Origin of the sequence: Pedobacter nyackensis, assembly GCF_032678475.1 — a bacterium.
In the GTDB taxonomy this organism is placed as follows: domain Bacteria; phylum Bacteroidota; class Bacteroidia; order Sphingobacteriales; family Sphingobacteriaceae; genus Pedobacter; species Pedobacter nyackensis_A.
The window spans coordinates 56,460-68,887 of the sequence record NZ_JAVTSF010000003.1 but is presented as its reverse complement, the minus strand read 5'-3'; the positions used below and the strand labels follow the sequence as shown (position 1 = coordinate 68,887).

Sequence of the window (12,428 nt, the reverse complement as noted above, 5' to 3'; positions counted from 1 at the left end):
AATTAGCTTGGTTGGTTAACCCCTTCCGGCACGGGTCGGCCTAGATCCTTCAGATCTCCCACCGCCTTGACTACCTCTGCTCTCGCCACCTCTGGAAGGTTGAACACTTTGTTGTACACGTTCAGGTCTTTGCTGTTGTGGCTGAGGAGCCGGTCTGCTTTCCTGACGTTGTGGTTGTTCTTGTCTTTGAGGGCGGGGAGTCTCAGCTCTTTGTTCTTGCGGTTGTCTTTCTTGTCGTTGAGGTTGTTCCTGACGTTGTGGACGAGTATATTCAGGCCTTTGAGGCTGTTGTTGCGGATTTGGATCCTCTGCTCTTTGAACCGGACGTTCCGCGCGTTCAGGACGCTCTCCACGGTCTGTTCTGTTTCCACGTTCTCCGCGATCAACTGGTTGTGTTCCTCCGTTATTTTCACGGTTCTCCCCTCTGGAAGGCCTTGAGTTGTTGTCAAATACAGGTCTTCCTTCTCTTGCTCCAGTTGTCGCTTCTGGCCTGTTGTTCTCTCTGGAAGGATTCACGTTACCACGGTCATTATTATTCCATTGTGAATCTCCCCTTGAAGGACGGCTTGTCCCGCCTGTTGAAGCCGAAGATCTGTCTCCTCTGATTGTAGTATAACCTTCGCCCCTTATGGCTTCTCTCGGCCTGGCAGTTGCATTTGTATTACCTCTGCTTGGTCTTGGGGTATAAATGTTTACACTGTTTCCATTAATGTTGCTTCTGCTTGGTCGACCAGTATTGTTCACATTGTAAACTCTAACGTCTCTATTGGTAGCACGCCTGATATCATCAGCCCTTGGGCCAGTATAGTACGTGCGTCTGTTGTTTACATAAGTGTTATTAATGATAGTCGTATTATGTATTATTGTTACATTTCTACGCGAATAATATCTGGGGAAACTATCATAGTAAATATTTCTTTGAGGAATAAATACCCACCATAGATCAGGAATATTGATGTTTACATTGATATTCATGCCCGGGCCCATCGGTGCCCATCCATAATATCCGCCACCACTTCTCCAGCTTACCCATGCTGGTCCCCAGGTAGTATCCGGAATCCAAACCCATTGGTTGTAACGGTTGTAAACCCACCTTCCGTAATGAAATGGAGCCCAACCCCAATCATAATTTGAAACCCAGGTATTTCCATACTCGGTCATTGCCCAGCGTCCATTTGTATAATAAGGCCTGAAATCCCCTTGTTCTACATCTGGTCTCCATACGTATCCATACTGAGGGTCCTGGATCCAGGTGCCATAAGGAGACAACTCATCATAGAAAGACTGCATAGATACATCCTCTCCCTGTGCCATAACCTTTTGTGTGCTGCCGGTTAGTAAGAGCATTAGCCCAAATACAATTGCCGGTAATTTGATCATGTTTTTCATTTGTGTGTGTATTAAAATTTACCTAACGCTTTTATTGTATCAATTTGAGTTCCAAAATATGTTAAAAGATTAAATTGTCTATTAAAATATTACATTGCGATGTTGTTGTGTGTCGTAATTAAATTTGCTAAACTAATGTTATGGGCGATTTTAATTAAAAAATAATTTATACAAATTACGTTTTTTATAAGTGTATAACGTATTTATAGGTTAAGATTACATATCATCTACACTATTTATATCAGGAATTATGCGCTTTACAGTAAATAATTCTCTTATTTTGTAGGTAAAATCACAATTGAGAATGACAAAAGGTACTTTATTTCTAATCCCTGTTCCGCTTGCAGATAATGCTGCTCAAAAATCTTTTACTGCATTTTTGGGTGATACCATCAACACACTAAGTACATATATCGTTGAAAATGAAAAAACAGCAAGAAAGTTTTTAAAGGAAGCAGGAATTAAGATTCCTCAGAGCGACCTCATTATTCATGATTATGGAAAACATAAGCGCAACGATTCTATGGTGCCTTATTTTAAAGAACTGATGACGGGTAAAGATGTAGGGTTGATGAGTGAGGCGGGTTGTCCTGGCGTAGCTGATCCTGGTGCTGAAGTTATTCTGGAAGCGCATAAACGCGGAATTAAGGTGGTGCCATTAGTGGGGCCAAGTTCCATTTTACTGGCTTTAATGGCGTCCGGATTCAACGGACAGAGCTTTACATTTAATGGTTACCTGCCAATAGATAAAGTAGAACGAGGAAAGCGCATTAAGGAATTGGAACAGTTGGCACAGACTAAAAAACAAACTCAGATGTTTATTGAAACGCCTTTTCGTAACAATCACCTGTTTGAGGATATTCTTAAAAATACTGCTGCGCAAACCTTGTTGTGTGTGGCTTGTAACCTAACTGGAGAAGATGAGTATGTGAAAACTATGTCTGTTGGTCAGTGGCGTCAGGAAAGGATCGACCTTCATAAAAAGCCGACTATATTTTTGATATATAGAACTTAACGGTACATGCTTTTGCTGTCTATAAAAGACAGTACGTTATCAGGGACAAAATACTGTACATTTTTACCAGCGGCAATCCCTTTACGGATGAAAGTAGAAGAAATATCCATTTGCGGTGTTTCCGTAATAGTGACTGACGGATGGTTTACCCATTCCGTAAGGTCAAACCCGGGTCTTGGATAAACGTAGATCTGGTAGTTTTTTAGAATGACTTCATAGTTTTTCCACTTTTTAAAGGAGGCCAGGTTGTCGGCCCCCATTATTAGTGCAAATTCTTTACCGGGATACTTTTCTTGTAAATAAGCTAAAGTGTCAATGGTATAAGAGGGTTGAGGAAGGTTAAACTCAATATCACTGACTTTAATCTTGTCAGAGTTTTCTGTAGCTAATCTTGCCATCTCCAGCCTGTCGTACATGTTCGAAAGACTGTTTTTATTTTTTAGGGGATTATGTGGAGAGACTACCAGCCACACTTCTTTAAGTCCGGAAAATCCAGCCATATAATTGGCAATAATTAAATGGCCAATGTGAATGGGGTTAAATGAACCAAAGAAGAGTCCTGTTTTCATTTCTTTAAAAAGTCTCCTACTAATTTTTCTGCTTCAAGACAAGCTGTTTGTAAATCGTAGTTTTTTAGGATCACATCGAATTTATCAGCGTAAGCCAGCTCTTTTTCAGCTTTAATAAAGCGTTCCTGTAGTTTTTCTGCACTATCTGTGCCTCTGCCGGTTAAACGTTCTTTTAATACTTCTAACGACGGTGGTTGTACAAAAATGGCCAATGCATCGTCCTCATATTTTCTTTTTAATCGTAAGCCGCCTTCCACATCAATATCGAAAATAACATGTTGATCATTATCCCAGATACGTTGGATTTCCGATCTTAATGTGCCGTAAAAAGTTCCACTATATACCTCTTCAAACTCTACAAATTCCTGGCGGGCAACCCGGTGAAGGAAATCTTCCTTAGATATAAAATAATAGTCCTTTTCATTTACTTCATCACCACGAGATTCGCGGGTGGTAGCCGATATGGAGAAACTTAGAAACGGAAACTTCGTAAGTAGGTGTTTAACGATAGTCGTTTTACCTGCTCCTGATGGTGCAGAAAATATAATGAGTTTACCTTGTTTCATTGGTACTTACAAAACGTTTAATAATTGTTCTTTAATCTTTTCAAGTTCTTCTTTCATGCCTACAACCAGCTGTTGGATTTGAGCATCATTGGCTTTAGCACCCATAGTGTTAATTTCGCGACCAATTTCCTGAGAAATGAAACCAAGTTTTTTGCCGTTGGCATCTTTACTTTTTAAAGTACTTGTAAAATAATCACAGTGACTTCTTAAGCGGATCTTCTCCTCAGTAATGTCTAATTTATCAATATAGTAGATCAATTCCTGTTCTAAACGGTTCTGATCAACATTGATTTTTCCAACGTTATCTTCTAAAAATTGATTTAAGCGGGTTCTAATCTGCGGAATTCTTAGAGGCTCTAGTACTTCAATTTGATTAAACAACTCAAGGATGTTTTTAATTCTAAGCTCCAGGTCGGATTTTAAAACATTACCTTCTGTTTCTCTGAACTGATTGAAGTTTTCTAAAGCTTTAATGAAAGTGTTGTTTAAAATAGCCCAGTCACCTTCGCTCACTTCATCCTCTACGTAACTGATTACATCGGGAAAGTTAAGTACAGCCTGTAAAAGGTTGTTTGAATTTGCACCTAAGCTGATGTTAATTTCTTCCAACTGCTTATAGTATTTACTCAATAGGTCGGCGTTGATGGTGGCACCTTTTAAAGCTTCTTCTCCACGTTCAATATTTACTGAAACGCTTACTTTACCACGTTCGATTTCCTTGCTACAAACGTTGCGTAATAACAATTCCTTGTCTGAAAAGGCTTTAGGTAGTTTTAGATTGAGTTCTAAAAACTTACTGTTTAAGGATTTTATCTCTACTGCGAATTTTACATTTTGATGATCTGTAGAGGCCAGGCCATATCCTGTCATTGATTTTATCATGTGCAAAGATATAATTTATTGGCTTTTCCTACCCATTTAACTTTTTTTAACTAAGGTATTTGATAAACAATGGTTAGTTTTACATCATTATTTTATCTGTAATGAAGTTTTCTCCACTAAATATTTTATTATTTTGCGCATTTTTCCTAAGTGCGACTCCCGCTGTTTTTGCGCAGGATTTTGTATTGGGAGGAGTTGTATTCGAAAAAGGCACATCAAATAGAATAGCAGGAGCAGAGATTGCAAATAAACGTTCAGGTTTTAAAGTTGCCAGTAATGATTTCGGATTGTTCCAGATTAAAGCTATAGCAGGCGATACCCTGTTGGTGACTAAAAGAGATTTTTCGGATGCGGAAGTTGTTGTTACAGGAAGTAAGGATATGATTGTTTACCTGGAAAGAGGACGGATGTTGAGACAGGTAGATATCAGTGGACAATCAAAAAAACAGGAATTACAGGAACTGAAACGTGACTATAAAAATAAAGGTTCATTTTATCAGGGGAAACCGCCATTTCTGGCTTTTCTCTTTAAACCTTTAACGGCAGTTTATGAATTGATTGGGAGGACGCCAAAGAATGCAAGAAGGTTCGGTCGTTATTATGAAACGGAATTGCAACAAAGTCAAATTGACGGATTCTTTAATGAGTTTTTAATCCAAAATAATACTGATCTGAAAGGACAGGATCTGGAAAAATTTATGCTCGATTATCGTCCTGAGTATGAAAAAGCGAAAAATTGGACGCAGTATGATGCGATCAAACACATTAGGGATTCGTATAGGAAGTATACAGATACGCTTAGAAAAAACTAAGAAAGATTAGATTGAAAGGGCTTCGCAGGTTTTTTCTGCCGCTAGTTTTTCGGCATTTTTCTTGTTATAATCACGACCTATGCCGTAACTTTCACCTTCAATAACGGCTTGAATGGTAAATAATTTAGCGCTTTCTCCTTCTTCATTTTGAACCATATCAAAGGTAATATCCTTCCCGTGACGTTGACACCATTCGATGAGCTTACTTTTGAAATTAGTTTCTGTAAGTTCAAGTGTATGAATGTCGATGTAAGGTTTTACGATTCTTTTGAGTAGGAAATCTTTAGTGAAATTATAGCCCTTGTCTAAGTAGATAGCACCTATTAACGCCTCAAAGGCATCGCCAAGCATCGAATGATGTTTGGTTTGCACATTTACAGCCTTTTGATCAAAAACGATGAGCTGATCAAACCCCATCTTCCGGGCGAGTTGATTTAAGTTAGCCCGGTTTACAATTTTAGAGCGCATTTCGGTCAGAAAGCCCTCTTCCTTATACGGATAGCTTTTGAAGAGTAATTCTGCGATTACGGAGCCGAGTATGGCGTCACCTAAAAATTCCAGGCGTTCATTGCTACTCCTGCTTCCATTCTTTAAGATTTTTGCCACAGACCTGTGCCTGAATGCCATTTTATACAAAATAGCATTTCCAGGCACAAAGCCTAAAATGTTTTTTAACTTTCTTATAAAGACTTTATCAGGTGAAAGATAAAGCTTATAGAGATCAAATAATGGCATTAAATATTAAAAAATTAAAGGGAGCAACTACCGTCGCTTCCATATAAAGCGACTTATTCTTCGTACTTTTTGAAAATTACAGACGCGTTATGACCACCAAAACCAAATGTATTGCTTTGAGCAGCACGAATGGTGCGTTTTTGCGCCTGGTTAAAAGTGAAGTTTAATTTCGGATCACATTCCGGGTCATCATTAAAGTGATTAATGGTTGGAGGAACAATATCATTTTTCACTGCAAGAATTGCAGCGATAGCTTCAATTGCACCTGCGGCACCCAATAAATGTCCCGTCATAGATTTCGTTGAACTAATGTTCAGCTTGTAAGCATCTTCACCAAACAAATCCACGATAGCTCTACTTTCTGAAATGTCGCCTAGTGGAGTTGAGGTGCCATGTACATTGATGTAATCAATATCAGCTGTAGTTAATCCCGCGTCGTTTAAAGCGTTCTGCATCACCATTCTGGCGCCCAAGCCCTGAGGATGAGGTGCTGTAATATGGTTCGCATCAGCACTCATTCCACCGCCTACTAATTCAGCATAGATTTTGGCCCCACGTTTTTTAGCATGTTCCAGTTCTTCCAAAATAATTGTTCCTGCTCCTTCGCCGGCAACAAAACCATCACGGTCTTTATCAAACGGTCTGGAAGCTGTTTTAGGATCATCATTCCTCGTAGAAAGGGCATGCATTGCATTGAATCCACCAATACCAGCCTCATTAATGATCGCCTCAGAACCCCCACTTATGATGACATCACACATATTCAATCGAATATAATTGTAAGCATCAATCATGGCATTCGTAGACGAAGCACAGGCAGAAACTGTTGCAAAGTTTGGGCCTCTAAGTCCATATTTTATAGAAATATGACCTGGAACTATGTCAATAATAACTTTCGGGATAAAGAACGGATTTATGCGAGGCGTGCCATCACCTAAAAAGAAGTTCTTCATTTCATCCTGAAAAGTCTTAAATCCACCAATTCCGGAACCCCAGATTACCCCTACACGATTGGTATCCAGTTGTGAAAAGTCGAAATTACCATCTTTTACAGCTTCGTCAGTTGAAACGATGGCGTATTGAACAAATGGATCTAACTTGCGGGCTTCTTTTTTATCTAAAAAGTCTTCAGGATTGAAGTTTTTAAGCTCACATGCAAATTTTGTCTTGAACTTTGACGTGTCAAAACCCGTAATAGGGCCGGCACCACTCACCCCATTAATCAAACCATCCCAGAACTCTGGAATGGTATTGCCAATTGGAGTGAGTGCACCTAACCCTGTAACTACTACTCTTTTTAATTCCATTTATACGGATTATACGGAAACCGTATTTTTACTTAACGTTTTTCTCTAAGTAAGCAATTGCTTGACCAACTGTACCAATGGTCTCAGCCTGATCATCAGGAATCGCTACATTGAATTCTTTTTCAAACTCCATAATAAGTTCTACTGTATCTAAAGAATCCGCACCCAAGTCGTTAGTGAAAGAAGCTTCTGGTGTAACTTCGTTTTCATCCACACCTAATTTTTCAACGATAATAGCCTTAACTCTTGAAGCAATATCAGACATAATGTTATAATTTAATGGTTAAATAATTCAGTGCAAAGAAAAATAAATTCTTACACATTTCAAATGTTTTTATTTCTCTTCCAATTTTAATGTTTTTATTTTGAACATCAATGTAAAATTAGTTTTATAATTTCGTATTTCAGTAAAATATTCTGTTTTGAACAAAACTTACCTAAAACTTTCATTAGATCTCGATTTTGTATTAATTGCTATTACCGCATCTTTAAAGGATTATGTGCTGTGTCATCAAATTAATACAAGACTAAATTTTGATTTTGAAAAGATAGACGACCATGAAGTTTATTTTAATATCGACGAAGAGCCACTGGCTTTTTCCAAATATTATTTTTTTGTAGAGCAGGGAGAGATAGAGTATTACATAATTAACAATAGAAATGCCGAAGGATTTTTAATTCCGGAGATGAATAAGGTTGATTTTTTTATGATTATTCATCAGTATATTGATAAGGAAGACTTGAATTATATTATTTCCGGATTGAATAAACTTCCTGATATTCAGGTGGCTGCGCAGATAGATCCTTTGAAGTTGAAATCGAAAGAAAATTTAGTAATGTAAATTTTATATTGAAGGTGTACAAAATACACTATATTTGATTTTACATAACCAAACAGATAACTTTAATAAATCAGACTGGCATCGGTTTTCTGTATTGATAAACGCTCGTTTTGTTGGTCTGTAATAAATTTAAATAACTCAATGAAACCATTTCATTCTAGAACAAAAATCGTAGCCACGTTAGGCCCCGCTTCAGCTAAACCAGAAGTTTTATATAGCATGTTTAATGCAGGACTGGATGTTTGTCGCTTGAACTTTTCTCACGGTTCGCAGGCAGATCACCAGGAAGTTCTGGATACCATTAGAAACATCAATGAAAAATACAGTTATAATGTTGGTATTCTTGCGGATTTGCAAGGGCCTAAGATTAGAATTGGGATTGTTAAAGATGGTGGTATTCAGTTGGTTAATGGCGCTAAAACTATCATTACTACAAAGGAGTGTATCGGTAACGAAGAAAGAATTTATATAACTTACGAATCTTTCCCGAAAGACGTTAAAGCAGGAGAGATTATCTTGTTAGATGATGGAAAATTGCAAATGCGTGTGCTGGAAACAAACCTTGTTGACGAGGTGGTATGTGAAATTGTACATGGTGGTATTCTGACTTCAAGAAAAGGCGTAAATCTTCCAAATACAAAAGTTTCTATTCCTTCACTTACAATTGAAGACCGTAAAAATCTTGAGTTTGTTCTCGAAAACGATGTAGAATGGATCGGTCTTTCATTTGTTCGTAATGCAGAAGATATCATCGAATTAAAAGATATCATCAAAGAAAGAGGAAAAAGTGCTCGTGTAATTGCTAAAATTGAAAAGCCAGAGGCAATCGCAAACATTGATGAGATTATTGCGGTATCTGACGGGATCATGGTTGCCCGTGGAGATCTTGGAGTTGAAATGCCAATGGAAGAAGTCCCATTGTTGCAAAAAATGATCGTTCAAAAATGTCGTGCAGCATCGAAGCCTGTAATTGTAGCAACTCAAATGCTGGAAAGTATGATTACTACACCAAGGCCAACACGCGCTGAAGTGAATGATGTGGCGAACTCTGTACTAGATGGTGCTGATGCAGTAATGTTAAGCGGAGAGACTTCTGTAGGAGAGTTCCCTTTGATCGTTATTGAGACCATGCAGAAAATCATTCAAAATATTGAGCAAAACAATTATCCTTTCCATCCGGAGAAGTTTTTGAAGCCAAAAGCGGATAGTTTCTTAAGTGATGCAGTTTGTGATACAGCATGTTTCTTATCTAAACAAACCAATGCTGCTGGTATTGTTTCAATGACTTTAAGTGGATATACGGCATTTGAAATCTCTAGTCACAGACCAAAAGCACATACTTACATCTTCACCAGCAATAAGAGTTTGTTAAACAGCCTGAGTTTATTGTGGGGTGTTCAAGGATTCTATTATGATAAATTCGAAAGTACGGACGAAACAATTCAGGATGTAAATAACTTGCTTAAGGCTAAGAAATTGATCAAAAGTGGTGATGTAATTATCAATACAGCTGCGATCCCAATGGAGCGTAAAGGCAAAACGAATATGTTAAAAGTTACTGTTATTGATTAAAATTCCTTAGCATTCAAAAATTTTTCTACTTTTGCAATCTGCAAAACGGAGAGCTGTCCGAGTGGTCGAAGGAGCACGCCTGGAAAGTGTGTATACCCCAAAAGGGTATCCAGGGTTCGAATCCCTGGCTCTCCGCTGAAAATAATAACCGCCCAAAAGGCGGTTTTTTTATGCTTAATTTGTTTTGTAACTGTCTTTAATTCAGTTGTTTATTTGTTTTTTCGTGTTGTAGGGTGATCGATCGATTTTACTGGGTGAAAAAATTCGAACCTAGATCTGGATAGGCATTTAAAGTGCTTTAAGATGGGTTTTCCTTAAAAGTAGTTGGAGAGTTTGTTGTATTTAGCAATCCGAATCGTGCGTCATTCTGGGCGTCTTTTTCAGGTTAAAATGACGCTTGCGTGCCTTTCTATGTCACGCAAAAAAGGCAACGCATGTATGAGGTTGCGTCGCCTTTTTTGCGTTTTGAACGTCAAATTTTAAAACCAATGCCTGTTATTTACCCTAAAAAACCTGTTTCTATAGGGGGATCACATAAAGAAGAAGCGAATGGAGCTAAAGCTGCTCCAAAGGACGTGGCGAGAATTTTCGGGGTTTTCAGAAGACAGCATTATAAATTGGGAAAAAACCGGAGTAAGCCTAAAATTCAGTTTTTACCTCACATTACCAAGTTTCTGGGGTATCTGCCGTTTGAGGTCGATATGACCCACTTCAGGGCAAAATAAAAGCCTATATGGGCTTACACACGCACAGCTAGGGAGATTCTTGAAGTCGATGCTTCAACTGTAGATGGATGGGAAAATGGGAAGCATGCTCCGCAGAAAAACGAGCTGAAAAGACTGGGGAAATTGCTTAAAATGGAATAGTTTCATCAGGAATTGGGAGTTGACAGCTTTTCTTAGTGATATATGCTTCTTTTTAGATAAATTAAGTGATCTGCTCTATCCACAAATATCGTTTATTAATTTTCGGATCGTACCGTTTTCGAGTTTAGCTTTCAGTGGTGATTCATTGTCTCTATCTGTTTTCCAATGCAAACCATCATTATATACATTTCCCAATAGGTAGTAGTACTCAGGTACAGAAACACCTATGCTCTCGGCATATTCCAGTTTATTTTTTGTTTGATGGGTAGCTAAAAAGGTATCCTTTTCCACCAACCCTGGGATATTCTGGTAGACTTTTTCTTCAACGCGTCTACGTAAGGCACAACATACCGCAAACGGATCATAATCCGGTTGATCAGTAAGGTACTTATTCATCTCTGCCTGTAGATGATTTATAAAATTAGTTCCTTCTCCCCAGGTAGGCCGTAATCCTAATGCCGTAAACTCAGCGCGTTTGTTAATATTATCGGTATGATAATGTAAAAGGCATCGCGAAAGTTCGTCTGCGATTGTGGGGTCTTCCCTGTGTATGATAAGGTTTTTAAATGCTAGGCTGACAGTTGCTGTTCTGGTATCCAGATAGTATGTTTTCATTTTACTAAAAGCATAGCTCTTAAAATAACCTGGATTGAGATGGGTCAATATTAACGGATAGATTCTACGTCCCTGATTTTTAAAGTCCTTAATGAATTCGGTAACATAATACTGGGCTGCTATGAGATTTCCTTCATCCAGATAATCAAATACCTCATCAATAATCAGGATCGAAGCATCCTTCTTTAGCTTGCGCCGCGCAACCTCCAGTAAGGCGACCAGACATAAGATGTCACGTTGGCCATTGGATATATTATGCGCTTTCGGGAATTCAATAATGAGCTTACCCCCTTTTTCCCGTGGTCGTATATCTTTCCATGTAGAGTTAAAAGCCTTAAATGATTCAATGTAAGATTTTTTCTCCTGTATATATAATTTGCGGTCACAAGCCGGTTTGAAGTTGGCTGTGTTTCCCGAATACAGATCAAGCATTTCCAAGACTGCAAGGACGCGTTCAGCCCTCCGCGTGTAACCTAAATCCAAATCCATAATCTGATCGGTTAATTCCTTTAATGGCAATATTTCATCTAGGACTGCAAGCTCGTTGGCTTCTATCCAGTTCAAAATCTGATCGGATGTGCCAACTTGTTGATTTATTCTATCTTTGAAACTTTGAATAGCCTCAGAATTCCGAATCTGTGTTAGTCTCGATAAATGTCTAATACCGTCATTAAATATCACGACGAAAGCACGTTTGGCTAGGGCAGGTTCTAGATTAGGCAATACTTTCCCGTTGTTTCCAAAACGACCACGAATAGCTCCTACATTGTACCCCAAGTCAGTATCGACCGGAATAGACCCAATAAGTTCTATTGTATCAATATTTAATGATGCAGTATGCTGAGTCCTACCATTAAATTGCATTGGTGTGCTTTTAGGCCTTACTTTATTGTTGATAACAAAGCAATCTATTTCAGTTTTAATGGTATTAGTGGTACTGTCGGCAAGTAGGTTCGCAACGGTACCATCCGTTTTTTGGTAATCAATGGACAGTGAAGGTAGATTTGCATCAGTTCCCTTATGGTAATGATCTTTATGCAATGAGAGTCTGGGCCCCGTAAGTGAATCGAAAGCTATGGCGAAAGAACTTTTGCCGAAGCCATTGGGTGCATACAGCAGGCTCGGTTTATTGGGGATGATATTAAGGGAAAAAGTTCGATCAGCAATCCCCTTCACATTGGCAATTCGTATGGTTCTTAAAGTCATTGAGCGTTATTAAATATTAGTATAAATATATAATTATTTATTTTTCTTTTCT

13 protein-coding genes and 1 tRNA gene are annotated in these 12,428 nt (G+C 38.4%); 6 read left to right on the top strand and 8 right to left on the bottom strand.

Going from position 1 to position 12,428, the window contains the following annotated elements; all coding sequences use genetic code 11:
• Positions 1-15 precede the first annotated feature (15 nt).
• Positions 16-1,389 carry a DUF6600 domain-containing protein gene (locus R2Q84_RS11230; RefSeq protein WP_316816636.1) on the bottom strand — a complete coding sequence of 458 codons (1,374 nt, stop codon included), beginning with the start codon at positions 1,387-1,389 and terminating at the stop codon, positions 16-18.
• Positions 1,390-1,693: 304 nt separating this feature from the next.
• Here R2Q84_RS11230 and R2Q84_RS11225 point away from each other — a divergent pair, with 304 nt between their 5' ends.
• Positions 1,694-2,404 (top strand): SAM-dependent methyltransferase, encoded by a 711-nt coding sequence (locus tag R2Q84_RS11225; RefSeq protein WP_316816635.1) that lies wholly within the window; start codon positions 1,694-1,696, stop codon positions 2,402-2,404.
• Here the strand turns inward: R2Q84_RS11225 and nadD are convergent.
• From nadD to R2Q84_RS11210, 3 genes are read right to left on the bottom strand one after another with little or no spacing between them, the layout of a single operon-like run.
• On the bottom strand, positions 2,401-2,973 hold the full coding sequence (gene nadD / locus R2Q84_RS11220) for a nicotinate (nicotinamide) nucleotide adenylyltransferase (RefSeq protein ID WP_316816634.1): 573 nt from the start codon (positions 2,971-2,973) through the stop codon (positions 2,401-2,403). The two genes, R2Q84_RS11225 and nadD, sit on opposite strands and share 4 nt — an antisense overlap.
• Entirely contained in the window at positions 2,970-3,539 is a 570-nt protein-coding gene (gene gmk, locus R2Q84_RS11215) for a guanylate kinase (protein ID WP_316816633.1), read from the bottom strand. Before gmk ends, nadD begins: the two co-directional genes overlap by 4 nt.
• 6 nt (positions 3,540-3,545) lie before the next feature.
• On the bottom strand, positions 3,546-4,409 hold the full coding sequence (locus tag R2Q84_RS11210; protein ID WP_316817175.1) for a YicC/YloC family endoribonuclease: 864 nt from the start codon (positions 4,407-4,409) through the stop codon (positions 3,546-3,548).
• A gap of 113 nt (positions 4,410-4,522) precedes the next feature.
• On the opposite strand from R2Q84_RS11210, the gene R2Q84_RS11205 reads away from it, so the two are divergent.
• Positions 4,523-5,233, top strand: coding sequence for a hypothetical protein (locus R2Q84_RS11205; protein WP_316816632.1), 711 nt, complete (start codon positions 4,523-4,525; stop codon positions 5,231-5,233).
• 6 nt (positions 5,234-5,239) lie between these two features.
• On the opposite strand, the gene rnc is transcribed toward R2Q84_RS11205, so the two are convergent.
• The 3 genes from rnc to R2Q84_RS11190 are packed head-to-tail and all read right to left on the bottom strand — an operon-like array spanning position 5,240 to position 7,540.
• On the bottom strand, positions 5,240-5,968 hold the full coding sequence (rnc, locus tag R2Q84_RS11200; RefSeq protein ID WP_316816631.1) for a ribonuclease III: 729 nt from the start codon (positions 5,966-5,968) through the stop codon (positions 5,240-5,242).
• 53 nt (positions 5,969-6,021) lie between these two features.
• Positions 6,022-7,275 carry a beta-ketoacyl-ACP synthase II gene (gene fabF / locus R2Q84_RS11195; RefSeq protein WP_316816630.1) on the bottom strand — a complete coding sequence of 418 codons (1,254 nt, stop codon included), beginning with the start codon at positions 7,273-7,275 and terminating at the stop codon, positions 6,022-6,024.
• A gap of 28 nt (positions 7,276-7,303) precedes the next feature.
• Entirely contained in the window at positions 7,304-7,540 is a 237-nt protein-coding gene (locus R2Q84_RS11190; RefSeq protein WP_008241990.1) for an acyl carrier protein, read from the bottom strand.
• 157 nt (positions 7,541-7,697) lie between these two features.
• Between R2Q84_RS11190 and R2Q84_RS11185 the strand changes: the two genes are divergently transcribed.
• The 4 genes from R2Q84_RS11185 (at position 7,698) to R2Q84_RS11170 (ending at position 10,414) form a co-directional block, all read left to right on the top strand.
• Positions 7,698-8,117, top strand: a complete 420-nt coding sequence (locus R2Q84_RS11185) for an IPExxxVDY family protein (RefSeq protein WP_316816629.1) — start codon at positions 7,698-7,700, stop codon at positions 8,115-8,117.
• A gap of 141 nt (positions 8,118-8,258) precedes the next feature.
• On the top strand, positions 8,259-9,689 hold the full coding sequence (pyk, locus tag R2Q84_RS11180) for a pyruvate kinase (RefSeq protein ID WP_316816628.1): 1,431 nt from the start codon (positions 8,259-8,261) through the stop codon (positions 9,687-9,689).
• Between the two features lie 47 nt (positions 9,690-9,736).
• A tRNA-Ser gene (locus R2Q84_RS11175) sits at positions 9,737-9,824 on the top strand.
• A 299-nt stretch (positions 9,825-10,123) separates the two neighbouring features.
• Positions 10,124-10,414 carry a hypothetical protein gene (locus tag R2Q84_RS11170; protein WP_316816627.1) on the top strand — a complete coding sequence of 97 codons (291 nt, stop codon included), beginning with the start codon at positions 10,124-10,126 and terminating at the stop codon, positions 10,412-10,414.
• A 216-nt stretch (positions 10,415-10,630) separates the two neighbouring features.
• Here the strand turns inward: R2Q84_RS11170 and R2Q84_RS11165 are convergent, their stop codons facing one another.
• Positions 10,631-12,376, bottom strand: a complete 1,746-nt coding sequence (locus R2Q84_RS11165; protein ID WP_316816626.1) for a hypothetical protein — start codon at positions 12,374-12,376, stop codon at positions 10,631-10,633.
• Positions 12,377-12,428 lie beyond the last annotated feature (52 nt).